The organism is Crossiella sp. CA198, assembly GCF_052078295.1.
Lineage (GTDB): Bacteria > Actinomycetota > Actinomycetes > Mycobacteriales > Pseudonocardiaceae > Crossiella.
The window spans coordinates 1-26,554 of sequence record NZ_JBQJIM010000048.1; the positions used below are offsets into that span (position 1 = coordinate 1).

Annotated in this window: 21 protein-coding genes; 10 read left to right on the top strand and 11 right to left on the bottom strand. The window is 69.6% G+C overall.

Going from position 1 to position 26,554, the window contains the following annotated elements; all coding sequences use genetic code 11:
• The first annotated feature begins 126 nt into the window (after window positions 1-126).
• From ACTOWY_RS42850 to ACTOWY_RS42880, 7 genes are all read left to right on the top strand, one after another.
• Window positions 127-780 (top strand): L-ribulose-5-phosphate 4-epimerase, encoded by a 654-nt coding sequence (locus ACTOWY_RS42850; RefSeq protein ID WP_441315327.1) that lies wholly within the window; start codon window positions 127-129, stop codon window positions 778-780.
• Between the two features lie 17 nt (window positions 781-797).
• Window positions 798-2,306, top strand: coding sequence for an L-arabinose isomerase (araA, locus tag ACTOWY_RS42855; protein WP_441315328.1), 1,509 nt, complete (start codon window positions 798-800; stop codon window positions 2,304-2,306).
• A 16-nt stretch (window positions 2,307-2,322) separates the two neighbouring features.
• Window positions 2,323-3,408: a multiple monosaccharide ABC transporter substrate-binding protein gene (gene chvE, locus ACTOWY_RS42860; RefSeq protein ID WP_441315329.1), complete on the top strand. Its 1,086-nt coding sequence runs from the start codon at window positions 2,323-2,325 to the stop codon at window positions 3,406-3,408.
• 2 nt (window positions 3,409-3,410) lie between these two features.
• Entirely contained in the window at window positions 3,411-4,949 is a 1,539-nt protein-coding gene (gene mmsA, locus ACTOWY_RS42865) for a multiple monosaccharide ABC transporter ATP-binding protein (protein ID WP_441315330.1), read from the top strand.
• Window positions 4,946-6,148 carry a multiple monosaccharide ABC transporter permease gene (gene mmsB / locus ACTOWY_RS42870; RefSeq protein WP_441315331.1) on the top strand — a complete coding sequence of 401 codons (1,203 nt, stop codon included), beginning with the start codon at window positions 4,946-4,948 and terminating at the stop codon, window positions 6,146-6,148. Before mmsA ends, mmsB begins: the two co-directional genes overlap by 4 nt.
• 200 nt (window positions 6,149-6,348) lie before the next feature.
• A complete protein-coding gene (locus ACTOWY_RS42875; RefSeq protein WP_441315332.1) occupies window positions 6,349-7,320 on the top strand; it encodes a glycoside hydrolase family 5 protein in 972 nt (323 codons plus the stop codon).
• A gap of 141 nt (window positions 7,321-7,461) precedes the next feature.
• Window positions 7,462-9,174, top strand: coding sequence for a glycoside hydrolase family 6 protein (locus ACTOWY_RS42880; protein WP_441315333.1), 1,713 nt, complete (start codon window positions 7,462-7,464; stop codon window positions 9,172-9,174).
• A 228-nt stretch (window positions 9,175-9,402) separates the two neighbouring features.
• Here ACTOWY_RS42880 and ACTOWY_RS42885 read toward each other — a convergent pair whose 3' ends face one another.
• The 6 genes from ACTOWY_RS42885 to ACTOWY_RS42910 form a co-directional block, all read right to left on the bottom strand.
• A complete protein-coding gene (locus tag ACTOWY_RS42885; protein WP_441315334.1) occupies window positions 9,403-10,398 on the bottom strand; it encodes a hypothetical protein in 996 nt (331 codons plus the stop codon).
• A gap of 131 nt (window positions 10,399-10,529) precedes the next feature.
• Window positions 10,530-11,930 (bottom strand): GH1 family beta-glucosidase, encoded by a 1,401-nt coding sequence (locus ACTOWY_RS42890; RefSeq protein ID WP_441315335.1) that lies wholly within the window; start codon window positions 11,928-11,930, stop codon window positions 10,530-10,532.
• A gap of 3 nt (window positions 11,931-11,933) precedes the next feature.
• Window positions 11,934-12,755 (bottom strand): carbohydrate ABC transporter permease, encoded by an 822-nt coding sequence (locus tag ACTOWY_RS42895; RefSeq protein WP_441315336.1) that lies wholly within the window; start codon window positions 12,753-12,755, stop codon window positions 11,934-11,936.
• The gene (locus ACTOWY_RS42900) at window positions 12,752-13,660 is read right to left on the bottom strand and encodes a carbohydrate ABC transporter permease (protein WP_441315361.1); all 909 of its coding nucleotides are present in this window, start codon (window positions 13,658-13,660) and stop codon (window positions 12,752-12,754) included. The genes ACTOWY_RS42895 and ACTOWY_RS42900 overlap by 4 nt, the downstream gene beginning before the upstream one ends.
• 68 nt (window positions 13,661-13,728) lie before the next feature.
• A complete protein-coding gene (locus tag ACTOWY_RS42905; protein ID WP_441315337.1) occupies window positions 13,729-15,006 on the bottom strand; it encodes an ABC transporter substrate-binding protein in 1,278 nt (425 codons plus the stop codon).
• A 165-nt stretch (window positions 15,007-15,171) separates the two neighbouring features.
• Window positions 15,172-18,105 carry a glycoside hydrolase family 48 protein gene (locus ACTOWY_RS42910; protein ID WP_441315338.1) on the bottom strand — a complete coding sequence of 978 codons (2,934 nt, stop codon included), beginning with the start codon at window positions 18,103-18,105 and terminating at the stop codon, window positions 15,172-15,174.
• Window positions 18,106-18,299: 194 nt separating this feature from the next.
• Between ACTOWY_RS42910 and ACTOWY_RS42915 the strand changes: the two genes are divergently transcribed.
• Window positions 18,300-19,325 (top strand): LacI family DNA-binding transcriptional regulator, encoded by a 1,026-nt coding sequence (locus ACTOWY_RS42915; RefSeq protein ID WP_441315340.1) that lies wholly within the window; start codon window positions 18,300-18,302, stop codon window positions 19,323-19,325.
• Window positions 19,326-19,510: 185 nt separating this feature from the next.
• On the opposite strand, the gene ACTOWY_RS42920 is transcribed toward ACTOWY_RS42915, so the two are convergent.
• The gene (locus tag ACTOWY_RS42920; RefSeq protein WP_441315341.1) at window positions 19,511-20,062 is read right to left on the bottom strand and encodes a hypothetical protein; all 552 of its coding nucleotides are present in this window, start codon (window positions 20,060-20,062) and stop codon (window positions 19,511-19,513) included.
• A gap of 119 nt (window positions 20,063-20,181) precedes the next feature.
• On the opposite strand from ACTOWY_RS42920, the gene ACTOWY_RS42925 reads away from it, so the two are divergent.
• Window positions 20,182-21,249: a lytic polysaccharide monooxygenase auxiliary activity family 9 protein gene (locus tag ACTOWY_RS42925; RefSeq protein ID WP_441315342.1), complete on the top strand. Its 1,068-nt coding sequence runs from the start codon at window positions 20,182-20,184 to the stop codon at window positions 21,247-21,249.
• A gap of 55 nt (window positions 21,250-21,304) precedes the next feature.
• Here ACTOWY_RS42925 and ACTOWY_RS42930 read toward each other — a convergent pair whose 3' ends face one another.
• Window positions 21,305-22,315, bottom strand: coding sequence for a LacI family DNA-binding transcriptional regulator (locus ACTOWY_RS42930; protein ID WP_441315343.1), 1,011 nt, complete (start codon window positions 22,313-22,315; stop codon window positions 21,305-21,307).
• Window positions 22,316-22,435: 120 nt separating this feature from the next.
• Between ACTOWY_RS42930 and ACTOWY_RS42935 the strand changes: the two genes are divergently transcribed.
• On the top strand, window positions 22,436-23,440 hold the full coding sequence (locus ACTOWY_RS42935; RefSeq protein ID WP_441315344.1) for an endo-1,4-beta-xylanase: 1,005 nt from the start codon (window positions 22,436-22,438) through the stop codon (window positions 23,438-23,440).
• A gap of 15 nt (window positions 23,441-23,455) precedes the next feature.
• Here the strand turns inward: ACTOWY_RS42935 and ACTOWY_RS42940 are convergent, their stop codons facing one another.
• The 3 genes from ACTOWY_RS42940 to ACTOWY_RS42950 are packed head-to-tail and all read right to left on the bottom strand — an operon-like array spanning window position 23,456 to window position 26,408.
• Window positions 23,456-24,274 (bottom strand): carbohydrate ABC transporter permease, encoded by an 819-nt coding sequence (locus ACTOWY_RS42940; protein ID WP_441315345.1) that lies wholly within the window; start codon window positions 24,272-24,274, stop codon window positions 23,456-23,458.
• Window positions 24,271-25,122: a carbohydrate ABC transporter permease gene (locus tag ACTOWY_RS42945; RefSeq protein ID WP_441315346.1), complete on the bottom strand. Its 852-nt coding sequence runs from the start codon at window positions 25,120-25,122 to the stop codon at window positions 24,271-24,273. The genes ACTOWY_RS42940 and ACTOWY_RS42945 overlap by 4 nt, the downstream gene beginning before the upstream one ends.
• Window positions 25,119-26,408: an extracellular solute-binding protein gene (locus ACTOWY_RS42950; protein WP_441315347.1), complete on the bottom strand. Its 1,290-nt coding sequence runs from the start codon at window positions 26,406-26,408 to the stop codon at window positions 25,119-25,121. The genes ACTOWY_RS42945 and ACTOWY_RS42950 overlap by 4 nt, the downstream gene beginning before the upstream one ends.
• Between the last annotated feature and the right edge of the window lie 146 nt (window positions 26,409-26,554).

Genomic DNA, 26,554 nt, shown 5'->3' on the forward strand with positions numbered 1-26,554 from the left:
ATACTGAAGGAGGCCTCGTCGGGTCGGTTGTGTGTGGTAACTCAATCCAACCCGACGGGGCTCTTCACGTTCGAGGGAAGGTCAACTCCCGCGAGTTACGGACACAACTTCTGGCAACCCGCTTAGATGTCGGCCACCGCCGAACTGCGCCGCACCGTCGCCGAACTGCACCGGGAACTGACCCGCTACGAGCTGGTGAGCTGGACGGCGGGCAACATCTCCGCGCGGGTGCCCGGCCACGACCTGATGGTGATCAAACCATCCGGGGTGTCCTATCCGGAACTGACGCCGGACACCATGGTCGTCACCGATCTGCGCGGCAACCTGGTGGAGGGGGAGCTGGCCCCGTCCTCGGACACCGCCGCGCACGCCTACGTCTACCGGCACCTGCCCGAGGTCGGCGGCGTGGTGCACACCCACTCGCCGTACGCCACCGCATGGGCCGCCCGCGGGGTGCCGATCCCGTGCGTGCTCACCATGATCGCCGACGAGTTCGGCGGCGAGATCCCGGTGGGCCCGTTCGCGCTCATCGGCGACGACTCGATCGGGCGCGGCATCGTGGACATCTTGCGTACCAGCCGGTCGCCTGCCGTGCTCATGCGCAACCACGGCCCCTTCACCGTCGGCGCGGACGCCCGGACGGCGGTCAAGGCCGCGGTGCTGCTGGAGGACGTGGCCCGCACCGTCCACTTCGCACTCCAGCTCGGCACGCCGGAATCCCTTGCCCAGCAGGACATCGACCGCCTGTACACGCGCTACCAGAACGTCTACGGGCAGTGAGCCCGCGAGGAGGGAACATGCCGGTCGCGGCCAAGCCCCAGGTCTGGTTCCTCACCGGGAGCCAGCACCTCTACGGGCCGGAAACGCTGGCCAGGGTCGCCGAGCAGTCCCAGCGGATCCAGCGGATGCTCGCCGGATCCGGCCTGATCTCGGTGGAGATCGTCTGGCGGCCGGTGCTCGCCGACGGGGGTGCTATCCGCCAGGCACTGCACGAGGCCAACGGGGATCCGTCCTGCGTGGGCGTGATCGCCTGGATGCACACCTTCTCCCCGGCCAAGATGTGGATCACCGGGCTGGACCTGCTGCGGAAACCGTTGCTGCACCTGCACACCCAGCTCAACGAGTCGCTGCCGTGGGCAGGCATCGACATGGACTTCATGAACCTCAACCAGGCCGCGCACGGTGACCGCGAGTTCGGCTTCGTGCAAACCCGGATCGGGGTGACCCGCAAGACCGTCGCCGGGCACGTCCGCGATCCGCTGGTGGCGCGGCGGATCGACGGCTGGGCGCGCGCCGCCACCGGCGCCCAGCAGCTGCGCACCCTGCGCCTGGCCCGGTTCGGCGACAACATGCGCGATGTCGCGGTGACCGAGGGCGACAAGGTCGAGGCGGAGCTGCGGCTGGGTGTCTCGGTGAACACCTACGGCGTCAACGATCTCGTCGCGCTGGTGGACGAGGTGACCGAGGACGAGATCGCCGTGCTGGTCGCCGAGTACGCCGACACCTACCTCCTGGCAACGGAACTGCGCCGCGGCGGTGACCGGCACGAGTCGCTGCGCTACGCCGCGCGGATCGAGTCCGGGCTGCGCCGGTTCCTGACCGAGGGCGGCTTCGGCGCGTTCACCACGAACTTCGAGGACCTCGGCGGACTGCGCCAGCTACCGGGTCTGGCCGTGCAGCGGCTGATGGCCGATGGCTACGGCTTCGGTGGCGAGGGCGACTGGAAAACCTCGGCGCTGCTGGCCGCGGTGAAGGCGATGGGCGAGGGCACCGGCCGCGGCACCTCGTTCATGGAGGACTATACCTACCACTTCGGACCGGGTGAGCCGAAGATCCTCGGCGCGCACATGCTGGAGGTGTGCCCGAGCATCGCCGCCCGGCAGCCCTCCTGCGAGATCCACCCGCTGGGCATCGGTGGCCGGGAGGACCCGGTGCGGCTGGTCTTCGACGCCGAGCCGGGCGCCGCGGTGGTCATCGGTCTGGCCGACCTCGGCGACCGATTCCGGTTGACCGCCAACGAGGTCCAGGTGGTGCCGCCGGACGAGCCGCTGCCGAACCTGCCGGTGGCGCGCGCGGTGTGGCGGCCGGCGCCCTCGCTGTCGACCTCGGCGGAGTGCTGGCTCACCGCGGGCGGGCCGCACCACACCGTGCTCACCCAGGCCGTGGGCGCCGAGCCGCTGCGCGACCTGGCGCGGATCCTCGACGTCGAGCTGGCGCTCATCGACGAGCGCAGCACCACCGATGAGTTCACCGACCGGCTGCGCTGGAACCAGGCCTACCACCGGCTCGCGCAGGGCCTGCGCTGAGAATCAGGGAGAAACAATGAGGTTTCCACGATCCGCGGCCCTGGTCGCGTTGCTGGCCACCCTCACCGCCTGCGGCTCCTCGGTGAAGACCGTCGACCAGCAGGGCGCCGCGGGCGAGGGCGCGCTGGTCGGTGTGACCATGCCGACCAAGTCCTCCGAACGCTGGATCCATGACGGCGACAACATCCGCAAAGCCCTGGAGCAGCAGGGTTTCCGGGTCGACCTGCAGTACGCGGAGAACGACATCCCGACCCAGGCCAACCAGCTGGAGAACCAGATCACCAAGGGCGCCAAGGCGTTGATCGTGGCCTCCATCGACGGCACCGCGCTCAGCTCGCAGCTGCGGCAGGCCGCGGCCGCGAAGATCCCGGTCATCGCCTACGACCGGCTGATCCGCAACAGCCCCGCGGTGGACTACTACGCCACCTTCGACAACTTCCGGGTCGGCGTGGAACAGGCCAACTCGTTGCTGGCCGGGCTGAAGGCGCGCGGCGCGGGGCCGTACGCGGTGGAGCTGTTCGGCGGCTCGCCGGATGACAACAACGCCCCGTACTTCTTCAACGGCGCCATGTCCGTGCTCCAGCCGCTGATCGAGGCGGGCACCCTGGTCGTGCGCAGCGGCCAGCGTGACTTCGGCACGGTGGCGATCCTGCGCTGGGAACCGGCCACCGCGCAGCGCCGGATGGAGGACATCCTCACCAAGACCTACACCAGGTCCACAGTGGACGGTGTGCTCTCACCGTACGACGGGCTGTCCATCGGCATCCTGTCCGCGCTGAAGAGCAACGGCTACGGCAAGGCGGACCGACCCTATCCGGTCGTCACCGGGCAGGACGCCGAGGTGGCCTCGGTGAAGTCGATCATCGCGGGGGAGCAGTACTCCACCGTGCAGAAGGACACCAGGGAACTGGCCAAGGTGGCCGCGAACATGGCTGGCGCGGCGCTGCAGGGCCGCAAGCCCGAAGTGAACAACGAGAAGGACTACCACAACGGCGTCAAGGTGGTGCCCTCCTTCCTGCTTGAGCCGGTCGCGGTGGACAAGGCCAACTACCGCAAGGTCCTCGTCGAATCCGGCTACTACACCGAGGGTCAGCTGAAGTAACGATGACCGAGCACATCCTGCGGATGCGGGGCATCACCAAGACCTTCGGCCCGGTCACCGCGCTGGACGGCGTCACGTTGTCGGTGCGGCGCGGGGAGATCCACGCGATCTGCGGGGAGAACGGTGCGGGCAAGTCCACGCTGATGAAGGTGCTCTCCGGGGTGTACCCGCACGGCTCCTACACCGGCGAGATCGACTTCGACGGCGAATCCCTCGCTCTCAGCGGGATCCGGGACAGCGAGGCGCGCGGCATCGTCATCGTGCACCAGGAGCTGGCACTCTGCCCCGAGCTGTCCATCGCGGAGAACCTGTTCCTGGGCAACGAGATCGCCAGTCGCGGCTGGATCGACTGGAACCGGGTCAACCACGACGCGGCCGCCCTGCTGGCCAGGGTCGGCCTGCGGGAGAACCCGGTGACCCCGGTGCGGGACATCGGCATCGGCAAACAACAGCTGGTGGAGATCGCCAAGGCGCTGGCCAAGGACGTGCGGCTGCTCATCCTGGACGAGCCCACCGCGGCGCTCAACGACGAGGACTCCGCGCACCTGCTGGAGCTGTTGCGCGAGCTGCGTGCGCAGGGCGTCACCTCGGTGATCATCTCGCACAAGCTCAACGAGATCACCGCGATCGCCGACTCGATCACCATCATCCGGGACGGCCGCACCATCGAAACCCTGGACGTGCATGCGGAAGAGGTGAGCGAGGACCGGATCATCGCGGGCATGGTCGGCCGCGACCTCACCCACCGCTTCCCGCCGCGCGAGCCGCGGATCGGCGCGGAGGTGCTGCGGATCGAGGACTGGACCGTGCACAGCCCGGCCCGCCCGGACCAGGCGGTCCTGCACGGGGTGACGTTGTCGGTGCGGCGCGGGGAGATCGTCGGCCTGGCCGGGCTGATGGGCGCCGGGCGCACCGAACTCGCGATGAGCGTCTTCGGTCGCGCCTGGGGCTCCGTGGTCTCGGGGCGGATCCTCAAGGACGGCAAGGAGATCCGGCCGCGTTCAGTGCGCCAGGCGATCCGGCACGGCCTCGCCTACGTCAGCGAGGACCGCAAACGCTACGGCCTCAACCTGATCGAGGACATCCGGCGCAACATCTCCGCCGCCGGACTGGGCAGGCTGGCCCGGCGCGGCTGGGTGCGCGAGGGTGCGGAGTTCGGCGTCGCCAAGGGATATCTGCGCGATCTGGGGATCAGAGCGCCCGGTGTGCTCACCCCGGCCGGTTCGCTCAGCGGCGGCAATCAGCAGAAGGTGGTGCTGGGCAAATGGATGTTCACCGAGCCGGATGTGCTGATCCTGGACGAGCCCACCCGCGGCATCGACGTCGGCGCGAAGTACGAGATCTACACCATCATCAACCAACTGGCCGAACGCGGGGCGGCTGTGCTGGTCATCTCCTCGGAACTGCCCGAGCTGCTTGGCCTGTGCGACCGGGTGTACGCGCTGGCCGAGGGCCGGATCACCGGTGAGCTGAGCCGGGCCGAGGCCACCCAGGAACGCCTCATGCGGCACATGACCCAGGGACAGGAGCGGAACCGTTGAGCACCAGGGCAGAACTCGCGTCACGCCGGCGGTTCTCGGTCAACCCCAGGCAGAGCGGCATCTACGTGGCGTTCGCGCTGATCGTGCTGCTGTTCACCGCGCTGACCGGCGGCACCCTGCTGGAGCCGCAGAACATCTCCAACATCATCGTGCAGAACTCCTATGTGCTGATCCTCGCGGTGGGCATGATCCTGGTGATCATCGCCGGGCACATCGACCTGTCCGTGGGCTCGGTGGTGGCGCTCACCGGGGCGCTGTGCGCGGTGCTCACCGTGCGGCTGGGCCTGCCGTGGCCGCTGGCGGTGCTGGTGACGCTCGTCGCTGGCGGGCTGATCGGCGCCTGGCACGGCTACTGGATCGCCTACTTCGGCATCCCGGCCTTCATCGTCACCCTGGGCGGCATGCTGGTCTTCCGCGCGCTCACCCTGAACGTGCTGGGCAACCAGGGCATCGGCCCGTTCCCGGAGCCGATCCGCACGCTGGCCAACGGTTTCCTGCCCGGCTACCTCGGCAACATCGGACTGGGCCCGCTCGGCGGCGCCGACCTGCTGAGCCTGCTCGCCGGGCTGGCCGTGGTGGCTGGAATCGCGCTGACCCAGTGGCGGGCCCGGCGCGGACGCGCGGGCTACGGGCAGGAGATCGATCCGGCGCCGGTGTTCGTGGCCAAGGTGGTCGCGGCCGGGCTGCTGGTGCTCGCCGTGGTGGTGCAGCTGGCCCGCTTCCGCAACCTGCCGTGGGTGCTGGTGCTGCTGGCCGCACTGGTGTGGGGTTATTCGGTGCTGGCGGGGCGATCGGTGTTCGGGCGGCGGATCTACGCCATCGGCGGCAACCCGCAGGCGGCCACCCTGTCCGGGGTGAACGTCCGCGCGGTCACCTTCTGGGTGTTCGTGAACATGGGTGTGCTGGCCGCGCTGGCCGGGGTGGTCTTCGCGGGCAGGCTCAACCAGGCCGGTCCCACCGCGGGCGCCTCCTTCGAGCTGGACGCGATCGCGGCCGCCTTCATCGGTGGCGCCGCGGTGCAGGGCGGGGTCGGCAAGGTGGTCGGCGCGGTCACCGGCGGCCTGATCATGGCTGTGATCAACAACGGCATGTCGCTGATCGGCGCCCCCAGCGAACAGGTGATGCTGGTCAAGGGTCTGGTGCTGCTGGCAGCGGTCGCCTACGACGTGTGGACCAAACGCCGGTCCCACGCGCGCTGACGGTGGTCTTGGTGATCGAGGCTGGTTTTCGCAACAGGATGCTCCTGGAGTGGCAGGGGCACGGCTATTCTGGGAGCGCTTCCAGTTCCAGCCGACTGTAACGGCGTCCGCCGCCCGATGTGAATGCCGGGTAACGAGAATCCGGGGCGGCAGACCCGATCGGACCAGCGAGGTGGACTATGCGATCACGAAAATCTCTGGTGAGCACGGTGCTGCTGAGCCTGCTCGCCTGCCTGTTCCTGACCGGGCCCGCACACGCGGCCACCGGCTTCGCCGTGCGCGAGGGCAGACTGTACGACGCCAACGGCGTGGAGTTCGTGCTGCGCGGAGTGAACCACGCGCACACCTGGTACCCGCAGCGGTTCAGCTCGCTCGCGCACCTGTCCGCGCTCGGTGCCAACTCGGCGCGGGTGGTGCTCAGCAGCGGTGACCGCTGGACCCGCGACGACACCGCCGAGGTGACCACGGTGGTCGCGGAGTGCAGGCGGCAGAAGCTGGTGTGCGTGCTGGAGGTGCACGACACCACCGGTTACGGCGAGCAGTCCGGCGCGATCACCCTGGACCGCGCCGCCGACTACTGGCTCGGCATCCGGGAGGCGCTGCGCGGCCAGGAGTCCTTCGTCATCATCAACATCGGCAACGAGCCGCACGGCAACACCGGCTACCAGCGCTGGAGCGCGGACACCCTGGGCGCGATCGCCAAGCTGCGCGGGGCAGGACTGCGGCACACGATCATGGTGGACGCGCCGAACTGGGGCCAGGACTGGTCCTTCACCATGCGGGACGGCGCAGGCGCGGTCTTCGCCGCGGACCCGTTGCGCAACACCGTGTTCAGCGTGCACATGTACGGGGTGTACAACACCGCGGCCAAGGTCTCGGACTACCTCGGCCAGTTCCTGGCCGCCCGGCTGCCGATCGTGGTGGGCGAGTTCGGCCACTTCCACTCCGACGGCGACCCGGATGAGACCGCGATCCTCGCCTACAGCCAGGCCAACCGGATCGGCTACCTGGGCTGGTCGTGGAGCGGCAACAGCGCTGACGTGGGCTATCTGGACATGGCCACCGCCTTCGACCCGGCCCAGCTGACCAGCTGGGGACAGCGGATCTTCCACGGCCCCAACGGGATCAGGCAGACCGCGAAACGGGCCACGGTGTTCGGCAGGGCGGGCTGAGCGCCGGGGGAGCCGCCAGGGTGAATGTCTGTACACACGTTGGCACCCGGGTTAGTATCCGAAACTGGGAGCGCTCCCAGAAATCGCCCCTGACATCGCTCAGCGACGAGCGGAGGAACCGCAATGAGGTTCACACCCCTGTTGACGAACTTACGAACGCGCCGCGGCCTACGCGGCACGGCCGCGGGTCTGGCGGCGGTGCTGACCGCCACGACCTTCGGCGCCGTGCTCACCGCCCCCTCGGCCAGCGCCGCACCCGCCTGCAGGGTCGACTACAGCGTGAACGACTGGGGCACTGGCTTCACCGCCCGAGTCAAGATCAACAATCTGGGTGACGCGATCTCCAGCTGGACGCTGGGCTTCGCCTTCCCCGGCAACCAGCGGCTTTCCCAGGGCTGGAGTGCGAACTGGTCCCAGGCCGCCAACAGCCCTGCCGTGACCGCGACGGGCAACGGAGCCCTGGGCTCCGGGACCTCGGTGGAGATCGGTTTCAACGCCACCTACTCCGGCGGCAACCCCGCCCCGGCCAGCTTCACGCTCAACGGCAACGCCTGCACCGGCGAGCCGACCGAGCCGCCGCCGGGCGGGAGCCGGGAGAACAACCCCTACACCGGCGCCGACATGTACGTGAACCCGGACTGGGCGGCCAGGGTGCGCGCCGAGCCCGGTGGCGGCCGCATCGCCAACCAGCCCACCGGTGTCTGGCTGGACCGCATCGCGGCGATCAACGGCACCGCGGGCGCCAGAGGCCTGGTCGGCCACCTCGACGAGGCGGTCCGGCAGGACGCGGCGAACGGGGCGAAACCCCTGGTGCTCCAGCTGGTGATCTACAACCTGCCCGGCCGGGACTGCTCCGCGCTGGCCTCCAACGGCGAACTCAAGGCCGATGAGATCGGGCGCTACCGCACCGAGTACATCGACCCCATCGCCGCGATCCTGGCCAGGCCCGCCTACACCAGGCTGCGCGTGGCGACGGTGATCGAGGTCGACTCGCTGCCGAACCTGATCACCAACGTCAGCGGCAGGCCCACCGCGGTCCCGCAGTGCGACACCATGAAGGCCAACGGAAACTACGTCGCCGGCGTCGGTTACGCGCTGAACAAGCTCGGCGACGTGCCCAACGTGCACAACTACATCGACGCGGGGCACCACGGCTGGCTCGGCTGGGACGACAACCTCAACCCGACCGTGCAGCTGATGTGCCAGGCCGCCAACGCTTCCGGCGCCACCCCGGCCGACGTGTCCGGCTTCATCGTCAACACCGCCAACTTCAGCGCGCTCTCCGAACCGTTCTTCAAGGCCGACACCGTGGTCGGCGGCCGGCCGCTGCGGGAGAGCACCAAGTGGGTGGACTGGAACCGCTACGTCGACGAGGTGGGCTACGCCCAGGACTTCCGCGCCAGGGCCGCCGCGGCCTGCTTCGGCCAGGACGTCGGCATGCTGATCGACACCGCGCGCAACGGCTGGGGCGGCCCTAACCGCCCGACCGCGGCGAGCACCTCGACCGACCCGAACACCTTCGTCAACCAGTCCCGTGTGGACCGGCGCATCCACCTCGGCAACTGGTGCAACCAGTCCGGCGCCGGCCTCGGCGAGCGGCCGAAGGCCAACCCCGGTCCGGCCGGTATCGACGCCTACGTGTGGATGAAGCCGCCCGGCGAGTCCGACGGCTCCAGCAAGTACATCCAGAACAACGAGGGCAAGGGCTTCGACCGGATGTGCGACCCGACCTACACCGGCAACCCCCGCAACGGCAACAACATGTCCGGCGCACTGGGCAACGCGCCGCTGTCCGGGCACTTCTTCCCCGCACAGCTGCAGGAACTCATGCGCAACGCCCACCCGGCGTTGTGATCACCGGAACGCCGCCCTCGCACTGTCGCGAGGGCGGCGTTCCGCCCCACCACCGTGTTGGCCGTTGTCGTACGGTGTCTTGGCCGTTCTGGACGGCGTGTTGGCCGTTGTGGGCGCTGTGTTGCCTGGATGGCGTGCCAGTTCGGCCAACACACCGTCCGCAACGGCCAACACTGTGTACGACAACGGCCAACACTGTGTACGACAACGGCCAACACGGCGGGGTGTTTAGGTGGCCAGCACGGTCATCGCGAATTGGACCGCGTTCGGTCGTAGGTCCACGTCTTCGTCGGACTTTCCGGCTAGCACCATCGCGCCGCCGGCCCGGTATCCCGGCAGGGTGCCGGGCGCGGCGAGCAGGGGCACCGCGAACGAGCGTTCCTCGCCTGGCCGCAGGCCCTTGGGCACGGTGATCCCCAGCACCTCGGGGACGGTGGGATCGGTGTTCTGGTAGATGAACTTCGCTTCTGGCGGCAGCTGACCGGACCGGTCGACGTTGACGTAGAACGGCGTGCGCAAGGTGATCAGCGCGTCCGCGGTGGTGGGGTTCGGTCCGGCGTTGCCCGCGCGGACGGTGATCAGCCTGCCCTTGCCCCTGGTCAGCGCGCAGAACTCATAGCTGAGGTACAGGTTGACCTGGTTGCCCGCCCGCCCCGTGCGCGCGGGGCCGTTGCTGGCGCCGGGGGTCTTGATCTGGAGGTCCGTCGCGTCGAACAACAGGCAGGAGGGCTGCTCCCTGGCCGGGCGCACCGGGGAGACCAGCAGCTGGCCGTGGCCGAGCAGGCTCGGGCCGCCGTCGACCCGGATGATCGGGATGGACACGTCGTGCCTGCCCGGCTTGAGCCCGGCGGGCAGCACCACCTCCAGGATCTCCGGCACGTTCGGCCGCTCGTCCTGGAGCAGCATCTTCGCGCCGGGTGGCAGTCCGCCCGTGCGGTTGACGTTGACGAAGTAGGGGGTGACGAACTTCAGGCTGAGCGGGTCCTTGCTCGGCTGGCTGGTGTGGTTGTCCACGAACACCTTCAGCGTGCCCCGGGGAGTCCGCGACTTGCCGTTGGCCATGCCGGTCTCGCCCCCGACGAGCGTCCCGAACTCCTCGCACTGGGTGATGCCCGGTCTGGCCTCGGCCGTGGGTGCGGACGCGGGCAGCCCGACCACCATCCCGGCCACGCTGACCCCGCCAACCTGGATGAACTGCCGTCGTGATACCGGCTCCGCCGACATGACCGACTCCGCTCGCTCGTGGACTCCCACAGCCACCATGCGAGCGGCGCTCGGCAACCGCCAGCCCACCGGCGTCCCTTCACCCGCTGGTGACGTCGGTGGGCAGGCGGCCGGTCAGTTACCTGGAGCAATCACGGTTGTTCGGCGGTCAGCCCGTTCTGCCTGATCACCTGGGCGTAGAAGTGCGCGCTGCGCTTCGGGGTGCGGACCTGGGTCTGGTAGTCCACGTGCACCAGGCCGAACCGCTTGGCATAGCCCTCGGCCCACTCGAAGTTGTCCAGCAGCGACCAGCTGAAGTACCCGCGCAGGTCCGTCCCCGCCTGGATGGCCTGGTGCGCCGCGCGCAGATGACCGTCCAGGTAGGACACCCGGTCGGTGTCCTCGATCTGGCCGTCGCCGTTGGGCTTGTCCGGCCAGGCCGAGCCGTTCTCGGTGATGTAGAGCGGCAGCGGCGGGTACTCGGTGTGCAGCCGGGTGAGCACCTCGGTGAGTCCGGAGGCCTGGATCTCCCAGTTCATGTCGGTGCGCGGCAGGCCTCTGCTGGGGAAGCGCACGTGTTCGGCGCCGATCCAGGTGGTGGGGCCGTCGGCTGGCCCGTCGGCGGCGCCGGAGACGTGCAGGCTGCTGTAGTAGTTGACGCCCAACAGGTCCAGCGGCGCGCCGATCAGGTCCAGGTCGCCGTCCTGGATGTGGTCCGACAACCCGTACGGCGCCAGATCGGCGAGCACGTCCTCGGGGTATTGCCCGCGCAGCACCGGGTCGAGGAAGATCCGGTTCTGTAGTCCGTCGACCCTGCGGACCGCCTCGGCGTCGGCTTCGGAACCGGGGTCGGCCGGGTGCACCGGGTACAGGTTGAGCGTGATGCCCGCCTTGGCCTGGGGGGCGGCGTCCCTGATCGCCAGCAGGCCGAGGCCGTGCGCCAGGTGCAGGTGGTGCACGGCGGCCACGGTGGCGTGCGGGTCGGTGCGGCCGGGGGCGTGCCTGCCCGAGGCGTAGCCGACGAAGGAGGAGCAGTAGGGCTCGTTGAGCGTGGTCCAGAACGGCACCCGGTCGCCGAGCGCGCCTGCCACGGTCTGGGCGTACTCGCCGAAGCGGTAGGCGGTGTCCCGGTTCGCCCAGCCGCCGCGTTCCTCCAGCGCCTGCGGCAGGTCCCAGTGGTAGAGGGTGATCCACGGGGTGATCTGCCTGGCCAGCAGCTCGTCCACCAGGCGCTGGTAGAAGTCCAGGCCCACCGGGTTGACCGGGCCGCCGTCCGGGCGGATCCGGGGCCAGGCCACGGAGAACCGGTAGGCGCGCAGGCCGAGGTCGGCCATCACCGCGACGTCCTCGCGCATCCGCCGGTAGTGGTCGGTGGCCGGTTCGCCGGTGTCGCCGTTGTGCACCTTGCCGGGGGTCCGGCAGAAGGCGTCCCAGATCGAGTCGGTTCGACCGTCCACAGTGGTCGATCCCTCGATCTGGAAGGCCGCGGTGGCCGCGCCCCACAGGAATCCCGGTGGGAACGCCAGCTCGACGGCGTGGTCAGATACGTGCACTCGTCATCCCTTCACGGCGCCCTGCATGATGCCGGCGACGATCTGCCGGCCGAGCAGGACGAAGATCAGCAGGACCGGGACCGTCGCCATGGTCGTGCCGGCCAGCACGAGCGAATAGTCGATGTAGAAGCCGCTCTGGAGCTTCTCCAGGGCCACCTGGATGGTGGGGTTGCCCGCGTCGAGGGCGACTAACGGCCACAGGAAGTCGTTCCAGGAGGTCATGAAGGTGAACATGCCGAGGAAGGCCGCGGCCGGGCGGACCGCGGGCAGGCACACGTGCCAGAAGGTGCGGATCAGGCTGCACCCGTCCATCCGGGCGGCCTCGATCAGCTCATAGGGCACCGCCTCCAGGATGTACTGGCGCATCCAGAACACCCCGAGCGCGGTGACCAGGTTCGGCACGATCACCGCCTCCAGGCTGTTGGCCCAGCCGAACTCGGCCATCAGCATGTACAGCGGCACGATGCCCAGCTGGGTGGGCACCGCCAGGGTGGCCACCACGGCCACGAACAGCACGCCCCGGCCGCGGAAACGCAGTTTGGCGAAGGCGAAACCGGCCAGGGTGGACAGCAGCACGGTGGACACGGTGACCGTGCCCGCCACGATCATGCTGTTGCCCAGGGCCTTCCAGAACGGCACCGAGTCGAACACCTTGGCCGCGTTGGCGAAGAAGTTGCCGCCGGGCAGCAGCGGCGGCACCCGCTCGGTGACGGTGGCGCTGTCCCGGCTGGCCACCACGAAGGACCAGTAGAATGGGAAGGCCGAGCCGAGCACGAAGGCCAGCAACAGCCCGTACACCGTGGCGTTGGGTCTGCCCACGCTCATCGCCCCACCCCCGCCAGCCGCCGGGTCAGCAGGAAGTTGATCCCGGCGAAGACGATGATCACCAGGAACAGCACCCAGGCGATCGCCGAGGCGTAGCCGAAGTTCTGGTTCTCGAAGGCGGACTGGTACAGGTAGAGGGTGATGGTCTGGAACTGGTTGGACGAGCCGCCGTTGTTGGAGCCCGGCCTGGTGTCGAACAGCTTGGGCTCGGTGAAGATCTGTAGTCCGCCGATGGTCGAGGTGATCACCACGAAGATCAGGGTCGGGCGCAGCAGCGGCAGGGTGATGCTGACGAACCGGCGCACCGCGCCGGCCCCGTCGACCACCGCGGCCTCGTAGACGTCCTTGGGGATGGCCTGCATCGCGGCGAGCACGATCAGCGCGTTGTAGCCGGTCCACCGCCAGTTCACCATGAAGGCGATGGCCAGGTGACTGGCGAAGCGGTTGGCCTGCCAGTCGATCCGGTCCAGGCCGAACCATTCCAGCAGGGTGTTGACCAGGCCGAAGTCGCGGCCGAACAGGTTGGCGAAGATGATGCCGATGGCCACCAGGCTGGCCGCGTAGGGCAGCAGCACGCCGACCCGCCAGCCGGTGGCCGGGCGGACCCTGGTGTTGAGCAGCGCGGCCAGCAGCACCGCGATCACCAGCTGTGGACCGCTGGAGAGCAGGAAGATGCTGATCGTGTTGGTCAGCGTGGTCCAGAACTGCTCGTCGGCGAGCAGGGTGGTGAAGTTGTCCAGCCCGACGAAGGTCGGCTCCGCACCGCCCAGCTCCCAGTCGAACAGGGCCACGTAGGCGGTGTAGAGCAACGGATACAGACCGGTAAGGCCGAAGATCAGGAAGAACGGCGCGATGTAGAGGTAGGGCGAGAACCGGAGGTCCCACTCGCCGAGCCGGTCGCGAATGGGACGCCGTGACCGCGGTGGAACGGGAGCACCGCGGTCACGGCGGGTCTGCGGGTGGAGGTCCAGACTCACTTGGCCAGCTTCTTCGCGCCGTCGACGAGTTGCTGCCAGCCCTCCGCCGGGGAGGCGCCCTGCTCGACCTTCTGCAGCGCGGCGACCGAGACGACGTCCTGGAGTTCGCCGTCGGAGGGGCCCTTGTACTGGGCCTTGGCCACCTTGCGGGCCTGCGCGGCGTACAACGCGCCCGCCTTGACGTCGAAGTAGTTGTTGTGGCTGTTCAACAGCTGCTCGCTGCTGAGGGCCTCGGCCTGGCTGGGGAAGGTTCCCTTGGCGGCGAAGGCCTTGAGCTGCTGCGCGGGCGCGGTCAGCCAGGCGGCCAGTTCGGCGGCCTCCTTGGGGTGCTTGCTCTGCTTGGGCACGGTCAGGTACGAGCCGCCCCAGTTGCCGCCGCCCTCGGGGAAGGCGTCGGTGACCGCCCACTTGCCCTTGTTCTCCGGGCCCGCGTGCTGTTCGACCACGCCGAGCATCCAGGACGGGCAGGTCTTGGTGGCGAAGGCGCCGGTGCGGAAGGCGCTGTTCCACTCCGGACCGAAGGCGGTCAGCTTGGCGGACTGGCCCTTGGCCACCGCGGCGGTGAGCTTGTCCCAGTTGGCCTTGATGGCCTGGTTGCTCTCGATGACCAGCTTGTCCTCGGTGGTGAAGTAGCCCTGGGGCAGCTGGTTCTGCATGGCGTTGAAGATCTGCGCGGCCGAGTCGAACCAGGCCTTGCCGCTGATCTTGCCGGTGAACTTCTCGCCTGCGGCGAAGAAGCTGTCCCAGGTGGCGAACAGCGCCTTGACCCCCTGCGGGTCGCTGGGCAGGCCGGCTTCGGCGAAGAGGTCCTTGCGGTAGCACATGGCCAGCGGGCCGATGTCGGTGCCGTAGCCGATCAGGCGACCGTCCTTGGTGGTGACCGCCTCGGACTTCCAGGGCAGCCAGCGGTCCGGGGTGACCTCGGCCGGTCCGATCTCGCGCAGGTTGGCGAACTTGTCCGCGCGTTCCATCACCTTGGCGCGGTGGCCCTCCTCCACCGCCTCCACGTCGGCCAGGCCGGAACCGGCGCCCAGCTTGGTGTAGAGGTTCTGGTGGTGCGGCGCGGCCTGCCCGGTTTTGCGGTGCGTGACGCGGATGTTCGGGTGCGCCGCCTCGTACTCCTTGAGCAGGTCCTCGTACCCGAACTCGGTGAAGGTGGCGATGGTGAGTTCCAGCTTGCCGTCCGAGCCGGCGCCGGAACCGCAGGCGGTCAGCGCGGCCACCGCCGAGACCGCGAGCCCGAGTGCGAGTGATCGAGGTAAGAGATGGCGCACGTCAACCCTTTCGCCGTTCTGGACTGAACTGGGAGCGCTCCCAGAAATCGAGTTGAGTGTTGCCCCGAGATGTCCGGAGTGTCAAGGGGATCAAGGAAAAAGACTGTCGAAGGGTTGCCAGGGCGGGCGCGAACTGGGATCGCTCCCAGTTCGCGCCCGTCCGGCTCAGCCGCCGAACAGTTCGCTGTGTGCGGCGAAGGCGGTGGCGATCTCCGCCTGCGACCAGAACCGGTGCACGGTCAGGGTCGGCGGCGGCCCGCCGTCCAGGTAGGCCTGCACCTTGGGCCAGTCGGGGTCGTTCTTGTAGAAGGACCGGATGGACAGGAAGGTGGAGTTGGCGTCGACACGGTCGCCGTTGGCCATCGTGCCGGTCCAGCCCGGCGGGATGTAGAGCCCGTCGCCGTTGGCGGTGGTGAGCTTGTCGTCGAAGCGGCTGTAGTCGGCGCGGGTCTCCGGGACCGCGATGCCCTTGCCGTCCTGGTGCGCCAGCAGCGCGTCGAGCAGCCGCTCACCGGTGGTGCGGGCCGCGGTGTTGCCCGAGGCCGCCGCGTAGTAGAGCAGCGTCTTGGACAGCGCGGCCGCCACGCCGACGTCCTGGCTGTGGTTGAGCACCTTGACCGTCAGGCCGGGGTTGCCGGTGGGGGTGCCGGTCCAGTCGTCCGGCTTGCCGGTCCACTCCAGATCGTTGGGCACCCGGAAGGAGCCGTTGCCCGCGGTGGTGTTGGCGATGGCCCAGGGCACCCACTTGTCCAGGATCGCCTTGGCGCGGGCGTCCTTGGTGACGTGGTAGAGCTGGGCGATGCGTTCCACGCCCCAGACCTGGAAGCCGAACCACCGGTTGCTCGGCGGGTCGTGCCACACCGGCTGGAAGTCATAGGCCATACCGTGGAACTTCGCCGACCCGGCTGGCGGCGGCTGGTAGGAGCCGCCCCAGCTGTTGCTGGCGCCACCGGCGATGCCGCCGTTGGCGGCTTGCAGCCACTGCAGGAACTCCAGCTGCCGGTCGTAGCTGGTGTCCCAGTCCTGCTGACCGGTGGCCGACTTCGGCTTGAGCGCCGGGTCGTTGGCCAGCGCCCAGGCCGCCAGTGGGTTCTGGTAGCCCTGGTGCGGTGCGCTGGAGCCGATCCGCCAGGCCCAGCCCGCCGAGGTGTCGGTCGCGCCGCCCCAGGAGTAGTACCAGCCCATCAGGTAGTGCGCGCTGTTCTTGCCGGTGCCGCCGGGGCAGCTCACCGGACCGTGGCAGTCGCCGATCTTCTTGAAGTACTTGTCGAACATGGCGTAGCGCAGGTAGTCGCCCATCTTGGCCGCCTTGGCCAGGATCGGCGCCACCTCCGCGCCCTTGCCCTGCGCTTGCGCCCAGGTCTTGGCCCAGTAGGCCACCTGCACCGCGCGCGCGTCGGCATCCGGCGCGTTGGTGTAGCGCCACTGCCTGGAATAGTTGGCGTCCTTGGTGAACAGGTCAAGGAACCCGTTGCGGCCGCCGTGTTTGAAGGTGTCGCAGGAGGGGTGGGTCACGGTCTCCCACACCGATTCCTGCTCACCGCGCTGGAAGGTGTTGACGTAGGCGGGCGCGGTGTTGGTGCCGTCGCCGCAGAAGCCGTACTTGTAGGTGTTGTCCACGTCGAGCAGCCAGTGCATGCCGTAGATGTCGTTGTTGCCGTAGGCCGAGCGCAGTTCAGCGGCCAGCGGGTCAGAGCCCACCGCGACGCCGGGGTCCAGCTGCGAGGGGTAGCCCCTGGGGTGCGGGTGTTCAGGGGCGTAGGTGGCCGGTTTCGCCGGGTTGTAGAAGGAGTTGGTCGGCTGGTCCTTGCTGCCGGGGATGATGAACTTCTCCATCGACTCCCAGGCCTTGGTCAGTGGCGCCCAGTCCTTGGTCACCCGGCCGTAGCTGGCCTCCAGCCACAGGTAGTAGCTGAAGGCTTCCGAGGTGGTCTGGTGCCCGTGGTCGGGTGCCTCCACCACCAGGGTCTCCACCGAGTGGTAGGGCACCAGCAGCTCGCCGAACCGGCGGAAGTAGCCCGCCGCCGGGTCCTTGATCTTGTTGTACTGGGCCAGGAAGGCCGCCGCGTAGCTGGAGGTGTCCTTGCCCAGCTCCTTCGCGGTGATGGTGGCCGCGGTGTGCCCGGTGGCGGACACGGTGAACCTGGCCTCGCCCAGTGCGCCGCCGTTGTCGGCCGCGGCGATGGTGAGCTGCTGCGCGGTGTGCCAGTTCTGCGGGGTGAACCGCAGGGTGGCCGGGGTCGCGGTCAGGTCCGCGCTGCCGGTGCGGGACACCGTCGCGGTGACCTCCCCGGCAGGCGCGGAGGCCAGCTTGACCCCGACCTTGACCGAGTCGCCCTGGCGCACGCTGACCGCGCCGGGGGTGGCCAGCACCGCGGGCGCGCCCAGCACGCGTACCGCGACCGGGTTGGACACCGTGGTGGCGCCGCGGTCGTCGGTGGCGCGGGCGGTCACCGAGTACTCACCGGCGGCGGCCCCGGTCCAGTTGACCCGCCACGGCGCCGCGGTGGCCGTGCCGACGGGGGTGGTGCCCGCGAAGAACTCGACCTTGCTGACCGTGCCGTCGGTGTCGGCGGCGTCGGCGGCCAGCGCGATGCTGGCCGGTGCGGTGAAGGTGCTGCCGTCGGCCGGGCTGGTCAGCGCGACCGAGGGGGCCTGGTTCGCGCCGGTGCAGCGGACCCCGTTGACCGCGAAATCGGTCGGCGGCCGGTTCGCCGCGCCCTTCTCGGCGTTGAAGTTGACCTGGGTGCTGCCGCCGGCGGGCAGCACCCGGCCCCAGTCCGGGTTGGCCACGGTGACCACCGCGCCTTGCTGGGTGAACACGCCGTTCCAGCCGTTGGTGATCCGCTGGCCGTCGGGGAAGGTCCAGGTGAGCCGCCAGCCGTCCAGGGCCTCGCCCTCGTTGCGGATGGTCGCGGCGGCGCTGAAGCCGGGGTTCCACTCGTTGGTCACCTGGTACACCACGGTGCAGGCCACCGAGGGGGCGGCCGCCGCGGGCAGCGCGCCCAGCGGGAGCGTCACCGCCCCGGCCAGCGCGGTGGCGAGTGCGGCGGGCAGTGGCCCGGCTCGCCATCGCCGGGATAGCGCACGGGATCTCATACAGGGTCCTCCTCCGGACACACAGGGGTGAGGGCGGTGGATTCTGGGAGCGCTCCCAGAACGGGACTGTAACCGCGCCGAAACCGGCTGTGAACCCTCGGCCGCGCACGGGCGGGGACCATCGGCGACATTGCACCCGTTCGGTCCCGCCTTCCCCGCCGGGCGGGCTAAGCTGATCATCGGAGGTGGTGGGTGTGACCCGAGGTGCCACGCGGCCGACGCTGGAAGACGTCGCCGCCTACGCCGGTGTGTCCCGTTCGACCGCCTCGCGGGCGCTCAACGAGGACGCCTACGTCAGCTCGCGGGCCAGGGAGAAGGTCCTCGACGCCGCGCGCGAGCTGGGCTACTCGCCCAACCAGGCGGCGCGCTCGCTGGTCACCAGGCGCACCAACGCGATCGCGCTGGTGCTCTCCGAGCCGGAGACCAAGGTCCTGGAGGACCCGTACTTCGCCGAGATCGTCCGCGGCGCGTTCCGGCAGCTGTCCGCGATGGGCAGCCAGATGCTGATGATGCTGGTGGACAGCCGCGAGGACGTGCCGGGCACGGTGCGCTTCCTGGAGGGCGGGCACGTCGACGGCGCGCTGGTCTTCGCCGCGCACCGGGGCGATCCGCTGCCGACCGCGCTGCGGCTGCTGCAACTGCCGATGGTCTTCGGCGGCGGCAGTCCCGGTGGCGCCACCCGCGGCCTGCACATGGTCGACTTCGACAACACCGGCGGCGCGAAGCTGGCGGTGGAACACCTGCTGTCGCTGGGGCGCAAGCGGATCGGCACCATCACCGGACCGCTGGACCAGCGCTCGGCGGTGGACCGGCTGGCCGGCTGGCGGAGCACCCTCGGTCTGAACGACCGCGCCGCGGCCCGGCTGTGCGAGGAAGGCGACTTCAGCACCGAGAGCGGGGAACGGGCGGTGGCCAGGCTGCTGGCCCGCAACCCGAAGCTGGACGCGGTCTTCGCCGCCAACGACCCCATGGCCGCGGGCGCCCTGCGCGCGCTGCACGCCGCGGGACGACGGGTGCCGCAGGACGTGGCCGTGGTCGGCTTCGACGACCACCGCGGCCTGGCCGAGGCGACCAACCCGCCGCTGACCACGGTGCACCAGGACCCACGCGAGCAGGTCCGCCAGATGGTGCTCACCCTGCAACGGCTCATCGAGGGAGAGAACCCGCCACCCCGCAGGCAGGTCCTCCCAGTCACCCTGGTCCGCCGAGCCTCCGCCTAGCCGCAAGCCGCCACCGGCATCGCCGTGTTGGCACGCCGTGTTGGCCGTTGTCGTACAGGGTGTTGGCCGTTGTCGACGGTGTGTTGGCCGTTATGGTCGGCGTGTTGGCCGATGGGCGTACCAGTTCGGCCAACACCGCGTACGAGAACGGCCAACACACCGTACGAGAACGGCCAGCGCGGTGGTTAGTGGGCGTGGGTGGGGGGCTGGGTGAAGACGCAGTTGTCGACGTCGGCGGGGATCTGGCGGATCTTGTCGTCGGCGTAGGCGCAGCGCAGGTAGTACAGGTTCAGCTGGTAGACGCCGAGGAAGCCCGAGGTGACCGCGAAACCGTTGCCGAAGGCCAGGGTCGGGCCTTCGCCGACGGCGCCCTTGGCCATCGCGTCCCGCCAGGCGCGCTGGAACTCGATCTGCTTGCCAGGGGCGAACAACAGCAGCCCGACCTTGGGGTAGGAGGGCGGCACCGCGCAGGTGGACCACTCCGCGATGTAGGGCTCGTACAGCTCGCGTAGCTCGGCGCCGACCAGCCTGCCCAGCTGCTCGGGCGTGCCAGGTCTGGCGACGGTGCAGCCCGAGGTCTTGTCGCTGACCAGGTCCACCAGAGCATGCATCGTGGTGATCGGCGGGCCGAGCGCGCCGGCGCCGCGATCCGCCAGGGGCGCAACGGGTTCCGCGGTGCAACCGGCGAGCAGGGCAAGGGTCAGCGCGAGGGCCGCGGCGATTCTGGGCACGGGCATGACGCCTCCTGTCTGGGAGCGTTCCCAGCACCGTAGCCAAACCTTTGTCTGATTGACAAGGAGTTCTGCTACCCGGAGTCTGGAAGCGCTCCCAGATTCCCTGCCATGAGGAACTGACCATGACACTGCGAAGCAGGCTCGCGGCGTTGGCGGCAGTGGTCGTCGCGCTGTGTTCGATGGTCCTCGTCCTACTTGATCAACGCCCGGCTCAGGCGCACGGCGCCATGATGCAGCCGGGCAGCCGGACCTTCTTCTGCTGGAAGGACGGCCTCAGCTCCACCGGTGAGATCAAGCCGAAGAACCCGGCCTGCGCCGCCGCGGTGGCGCAGAGCGGCACCAACCCGCTGTACAACTGGTTCAGCGTGCTGCGTTCCGACGGCGAGGGCCGCACCCGCGGCTTCGTGCCGGACGGCCAGCTGTGCAGCGGCGGCAACAGCACCTTCTCCGGCTGGAACCTGGCCAGGAACGACTGGCCGCTCACCCACCTGACCGCCGGTGCGAACATGCGCTGGTCTTACAACGCCTGGGCTGCCCACCCCGGCTGGTTCTCCCTCTACATCACCAAGGACAGCTGGAGCCCGACCCGGCCACTGGCCTGGAACGACATCGAGGAGCAGCCGTTCCTGACCGTCGACCACCCCCCGCTGACCGGTTCGGTCGGCACGGTCGAGGGCCACTACGGCTGGAACGGCAGGCTGCCGCAGGGCAAGAGCGGCAAGCACATCATCTACTCGGTGTGGAAGCGCTCGGACAGCAAGGAGACCTTCTACGGCTGCTCCGACGTGGTCTTCGACGGCGGCAACGGTGAGGTCACCGGCATCGGCGGCAACCCGGGCCCGACCGGCACCACCAGCCCGACCAGCACCACCGCTGGCCAGCCGGGAGCCTGCACCGCCGAGTACGCGATCACCAACAGGTGGGCTGGCGGCGCCCAGGTGACGGTGACCGTGCGCAACCCCGGCAGCACACCGGTGCGGGGCTGGACCGTGCGCTGGACCGCCCAGGCGGATCAGCGGATCTCCAGCCTGTGGGACGCCACGCACACCGTCACGGATTCGGTGGTGACGGCGAAGAACGCGTCCTGGAACGCGAATGTGCCCGCGGGCGGGCAGGCGGCGTTCTCGTTCAACGTGGAGTCGCCCGGTGACCACACACCGGCGAGTCCACTCACCTGCGCCAGTCCCTGATGGCGCCGCCGCGGCGCGGGTCCCTTCCTCCACCGGGACCCGCGTCGCGGTTCGGTCAGCTCCGGGGCGGGGCGGTGCTGCGGCGGACGATCAGCGTGGTGGCCAGTTCGACCCTGCGGTGCTCGGGTTCGGCGCCGCGGGCCAGTGCCACCGCGAGGCGGGTGGCCGCGGCGGCCATGTCCTGCAACGGCTGGCGCACCGTGGTCAGCGGCGGGCCGACCCACTGCGCCACCGGCAGGTCGTCGAAGCCGACCACGCTCAGGTCCTCCGGGATGCGCAGGCCCGCGGTGCGCGCGGCCTCGTAAACCCCCAGCGCTTGCAGGTCGCTGCCGGCGAAGACCGCGGTGGGCCGCCTGGGCAACTTGAGCAGCTCCTCGAACCGCGCCCGGCCGGATTCGACGTGGAAGTCGCCGTAGCGCACCAGTTCCGGGTCCACCACCAGCCCGGCGGTCTCCAGCGCGGCGCGGTAGCCGTCCACCCTGGCCCGGCTGCACAGCACCCGTTCCGGACCGCCGATCACCGCGATGCGCTGATGGCCCAGTTCGATCAGGTGCCGGGTGGCGGTCAGGCCGCCGTTCCAGTTGGTCGCGCCGATTGAGGGGGTGTGCACGCCCGGCTCGCCGACCGGGTCCACCACCACGACCGGGATGTCCCTGGCCCGCAGCTTGGCCAGCTGGGCGGCGCTGAGATCGGAGAACACCGCGACCACGGCGAGAGGTTTGCGGGTGATCACGCCGTCCACCCAGCGCTGACCAGGGGTCAGCCTGCCCTGGGACTCGGTGAGCACCAGCGCCAGACCCTGCTCGGCGGCCACCTGCTCGGCGCCGCGGATGATCTCCAGCGCCCAGGCGCTCTCCAGCTCGTGGAACATCAGCTCCACCAGGGTGGAGCGGCGGGACCGCTCATCTCCCCTGCGCTGGTAGCCGTGCTGGCGGATGATCGACTCCACCCGTTCGCGGGTGTCCGGCGCGACATCGGGCCTGCCGTTCATCACCTTCGAAACTGTCGGGATCGAAACGCCCGCCTCGGCGGCGATGTCCGCGATGGTGACCTTGCCCGGTGCCATGGCCGGAGTCTACGACAACCGGGTTGCCCCAACGGGCCTATTGCCGGGACGACACGAACCAGCCTAGCTTCGAAAGTGTCGGTTACCACATAGAAAGTATCGACATTCCCTGGAGCGACAATGAAGTTGTGCGGACAACTGCTGGTGCTGGGGCTGCTCGTGGCCGGTGTGGGCGCGGGCGCGCTACCCGCCTCGGCGGCAGGCCCCCTGCACGGCATTACCAACCGCTGGGTCGGCAGCGCGGTGGCCGCGGGTCCACTGGCCAATGAGCAGGACTACCGCGGGACCCTGACCCGCGAGTTCGACAGCGTGACACCGGAGAACGAGATGAAGTGGGCGGTCACCGAGCCCAGCCGCGGCCAGTACAACTGGGGCGGCGCGGACGCGATCGTCAACTACGCCCAGCAGAACGGCAAGACCGTGCGCGGGCACACCCTGGTGTGGCACAGCCAGTACCCGAACTGGCTGAACAACCTCTCCGCCAACGACCTGCGGGCCGCGGTGGAGAGCCGGATCCGCGCCACGATGACCCGGTACAAGGGCAAGATCCGGGCCTGGGACGTGGTGAACGAGGTGTTCGAGGAGGACGGCAGGCGCCGCTCCTCGATCTTCCAGACCAAGCTGGGCGAGAACTGGATCGCCGACGCCTTCCGGCTGGCCCGCCAGCTCGACCCGGCGGCCAAGCTCTACATCAACGACTACAACACCGAGGGCAACAGCGCCAAGGCCAACGCGATGTACGCGCTGGCGCGGCAGCTCAAGCAGCAGGGCGTGCCGATCGACGGGGTGGGCATCCAGGCGCATCTGGCCACCCAGTACGGCTTCCCCGGCGGCTACCAGGACAACCTGCGGCGGCTGGCCGCGCTCGGCCTGGACGTGGCGATCACCGAGGCCGACGTGCGCATCCAGCTGCCCAGTGACGGCGGCAAGCTGGCCGCCCAGGCCAGCTACTACAAGCAGCTGTGGGACGGCTGCCACGCGGTGAGCCGCTGCGTGGAGTTCACCACCTGGGGCTTCACCGACCGGCACTCCTGGGTGCCGGGCACCTTCCCCGGCACCGGGGACGCCTGCCTGTTCGACCGCTCCCTGCGGTCAAAACCGGCCTACCGCGCGATCAACCCCTGACCCGGCGGGCCGGCCTCACTTGCCGAACCCGGCGGTGAGGCCGGTCAGCAGGAACCGCCGTCCGATCAGGTAGACCACGAAGATCGGCAGCACGGACAGCGTCACCGCGGCCAGCAGGCCGGGCACGTTCACCCCGAACTGGCCCTGGAAGTTCCACAGTCCCAGGGTGAGCACCCGGTTCGCCGCGGACTGGGTGAGCACCAGCGGGAACAGGAAACCGTTCCAGGCGCTGAGCGCGGTGTAGATGGCCACGGTGACGATGGCAGGCCTGGCCAGTGGCAGCACCAGATCGACCAGCGTGCGCAGCGGCCCGGCCCCGTCGATGGCCTGCGCCTCGTACAGCTCGCGCGGCACATCGCGCAGGCTGGTGGTCAGCACCAGGGTGGCCACCGGCAGCGCGAAGGCCGCGGTGGGCAGGATGATCCCGGTGAGGCTGTCGTAGAGGTGCAGCCGGGTGATCAGCAGGTAGACCGGGATGATGGTGGCCTGCGCGGGAATCGCCAGTCCGGCCAGCAGCAGGCTGAACCCGCGCCGCACCCACGGGCTGGTGCTCCTGGTGGCCGCGTAGGCCGCGGGCACGGCCAGCAGCAGCACGATGAGCACGGTGGCCACGGTGACCACCACGTTGTTGAGCAGGTACCGGCCGAACCCGCCCGCCAGCACGGTGAGGTAGTTCGCCAGGGTCGGATTCGCCGGCAGGGCAAGGGGATGGCCGGTCAGGTAGTCGGCCCGCCCGCGCAGGCTCGCGGCCAGCAGGTAGTACAGCGGCAGCAGCACCACCAGCAGCCAGAGTCCGGCGAAGGCGCCGCCGATGCGGTTCGGCGTGGTCCTCATGCGCCCTCCTGTTGACTGGACATGGCGCGGAAACCGGTGGCCCGCAACACGATCAGCGACAGCGCGGCGCCCAGCACCATGAGCAGCACGCCGATCGTGCTGGCGTAACCCAGCTCGAAGCCGGTGAATCCGGTGATGTACATGTGCAGCGGCAGGATCCGGGTCGCGGTGCCCGGTCCGCCGCCGGTGAGGATCAGCACGGTGTCGAAGGTGGTCAGCGAGCCGACCAGCATCAGCACCGAGGAGCTGATCACGTTGTGCCGCAGCTGGGGCAGCGTGATGTGCCGGAAGCGGGCCAGCCGCCCGGCCCCGTCCAGCACCGCGGCCTCGTACAGCGAGGGCGGCACCGCCCGCGCCGCGCCCTGGTAGAGCAGGGTGTGGAAGGGCACGTACTGCCAGGTGATCACCAGCACCACGGTGTAGAGCGCCAGCTCAGGGTCGCCCAGCGGGGCCAGCACCCCGGCGGTGAGGCCGAAGCTGGGGTCCAGCAACGCCTGCCAGAGCAGGGCGATCGCGGCGGTGGAGAGCAGCAGCGGCAGGAAGAACAGCGCGCTGAGCACCGCCCTGCCGCGCTGCCTGCCCGCCGCCCAGACCCCGGTCAGCAGCGCCAGCGGGGTCTGCACCAGCCAGCACAGCGCCATGATCAGCAGGGTCCGGCCGAGCGCGGCGTGCGCTTCGCCGTCGCTGTAGAGCCGGACCCAGTTGTCCGCGCCGGTGACCCGCGGTGTGCCCAGGCCATCCCAGGCGGTGAAGCTCAGGCCGAAGACCAGCACCATCGGCAGCACCGCGAATAGGGTGAAGAAGGCCAGCGCGGGCAGGGCGTAGAGCGCCGACGGCCGCTGGGTCATCCGCGGCTGGCCAGCGCGTCGGCGAACTGGCGCGGGGAGAGCTTGCCCAGGAAGAACTCCTGGAGCTGGGTGAGCAGGAAGGTGGCTTGCTCGGCTGGCAGGTCCTGGTCCCAGGACAGCTGGAAGTGCGGGGCGGCGCGCACCTGGTCGTAGAGCCAGCCGGTGTAGGCGGCGTTGGGGGCCTTGGCCAGCTTCTCCGCCAGTCCGCTCACCGCGGGCACGTCCCCGGCGTCGATGAGCGCCTGCACGTAGGCGGGATCGTGCAGCTGGGTGGCCACGAACTTCTTCGCCTGGTCCACTGTGGACGATCCGGCGGCCACCGAGTAGAAGTTGGCCGGGTTGCCGACCAGGTCGCGCGGATCGCCCTTGCCACCGGGCAGCGCCGGGAAGGGGACCCAGCCGAGCGCGTCCCGCTTGACGAACTCCGGGCTCTGGCCGAGCTGGTTGACGTACTCCCAGGAGCCCATCAGGTGCATCGCGGCCTTGCCCTGGGCCAGGATGGTGGAGGCGCCGCCGAGGTCGTAGCCCACCCCGGCGAAGTCCCGGCCGAAGCCGCCGCGGTCGATGAGGTCCTTGAGCCGGGTCAGCGACTCCAGCACGGCCGGATGCCGCCAGCCCTCGGGATTGCCTTTCACCGCGCGGAAAACCTCGGGACCGCCGATCCGGTCGAGCAGGTACTCCGCCCACATCAGCTCGGTCCAGGCCTGCGACCCGGCCAGCGCGATCGGCTGCACGTTCCTGGCCTTGAAGGTCTCCACCAGCGCCAGCAACTCGTCCCAGGTGCCAGGGGGCCGCGCACCGACGGCGGCGAAGACCTCCTTGTTGTAGAACAGGACCACCGGCTGCATGCCGCGCATCGGCAGGCCGTAGAGCTTGCCGTCCAGGCGGGCCGCGTCCAGCACGTTCGGCAGGAACGCCTCGCCGAGGCCGGGATGCTCGGACAGCAGCGGGGTCAGGTCGGCGACCTTGCCGGCGTCGACGTACTCCTTGAGGCTGCCGCCGCCCCAGTTGAAAAACGCCGAGGGCGGGTTCGGCGAGCCGAGGGCGACCCGCAGCTTCTGCTTGTACGGGTCGTTGCCGAAGGTCTCCAGCTTGGCGGCGCCGCCCGCACGGGTGAAGCGGTCCACCGACTGCGCTTCGATCGGGTTGAGCACGTTGTCCTGCAAGGCCCACACCGTGATCCCCGCCTGGCCCGCCGGGCCGGAGGTGCCGCAGGCGGCGAGCGCGCCCGCGGCCAGGGCGAGCGCGCAGAGGCGGAGAACACGCGGTCGGGAACGCCGTAACATGAAGCCACCTTTCCGAAATGTTTCGGAAATATCGCGAGTGCGGCCGACCCTAGGGACGCTGCTCTGCCGGTGTCAAGAGTGGCTATAGGCCAAACAGGGGCCCATGTGGCTGCTCATTCGCGGCGGGTTGTGTTTCGAAGACTGGC

What these genes read in the sequence shown, in the direction of transcription:
- ACTOWY_RS42850 (WP_441315327.1), top strand. Translation starts at nt 127, where the DNA reads ATGTCGGCCACCGCCGAACTGCGCCGCACCGTCGCCGAACTGCACCGG.
- araA (WP_441315328.1), top strand. Translation starts at nt 798, where the DNA reads ATGCCGGTCGCGGCCAAGCCCCAGGTCTGGTTCCTCACCGGGAGCCAG.
- chvE (WP_441315329.1), top strand. Translation starts at nt 2,323, where the DNA reads ATGAGGTTTCCACGATCCGCGGCCCTGGTCGCGTTGCTGGCCACCCTC.
- mmsA (WP_441315330.1), top strand. Translation starts at nt 3,411, where the DNA reads ATGACCGAGCACATCCTGCGGATGCGGGGCATCACCAAGACCTTCGGC.
- ACTOWY_RS42885 (WP_441315334.1), bottom strand. Translation starts at nt 10,398, where the DNA reads ATGTCGGCGGAGCCGGTATCACGACGGCAGTTCATCCAGGTTGGCGGG.
- ACTOWY_RS42895 (WP_441315336.1), bottom strand. Translation starts at nt 12,755, where the DNA reads ATGAGCGTGGGCAGACCCAACGCCACGGTGTACGGGCTGTTGCTGGCC.
- ACTOWY_RS42910 (WP_441315338.1), bottom strand. Translation starts at nt 18,105, where the DNA reads ATGAGATCCCGTGCGCTATCCCGGCGATGGCGAGCCGGGCCACTGCCC.
- ACTOWY_RS42920 (WP_441315341.1), bottom strand. Translation starts at nt 20,062, where the DNA reads ATGCCCGTGCCCAGAATCGCCGCGGCCCTCGCGCTGACCCTTGCCCTG.
- ACTOWY_RS42925 (WP_441315342.1), top strand. Translation starts at nt 20,182, where the DNA reads ATGACACTGCGAAGCAGGCTCGCGGCGTTGGCGGCAGTGGTCGTCGCG.
- ACTOWY_RS42930 (WP_441315343.1), bottom strand. Translation starts at nt 22,315, where the DNA reads ATGGCACCGGGCAAGGTCACCATCGCGGACATCGCCGCCGAGGCGGGC.
- ACTOWY_RS42935 (WP_441315344.1), top strand. Translation starts at nt 22,436, where the DNA reads ATGAAGTTGTGCGGACAACTGCTGGTGCTGGGGCTGCTCGTGGCCGGT.
- ACTOWY_RS42940 (WP_441315345.1), bottom strand. Translation starts at nt 24,274, where the DNA reads ATGAGGACCACGCCGAACCGCATCGGCGGCGCCTTCGCCGGACTCTGG.
- ACTOWY_RS42945 (WP_441315346.1), bottom strand. Translation starts at nt 25,122, where the DNA reads ATGACCCAGCGGCCGTCGGCGCTCTACGCCCTGCCCGCGCTGGCCTTC.
- ACTOWY_RS42950 (WP_441315347.1), bottom strand. Translation starts at nt 26,408, where the DNA reads ATGTTACGGCGTTCCCGACCGCGTGTTCTCCGCCTCTGCGCGCTCGCC.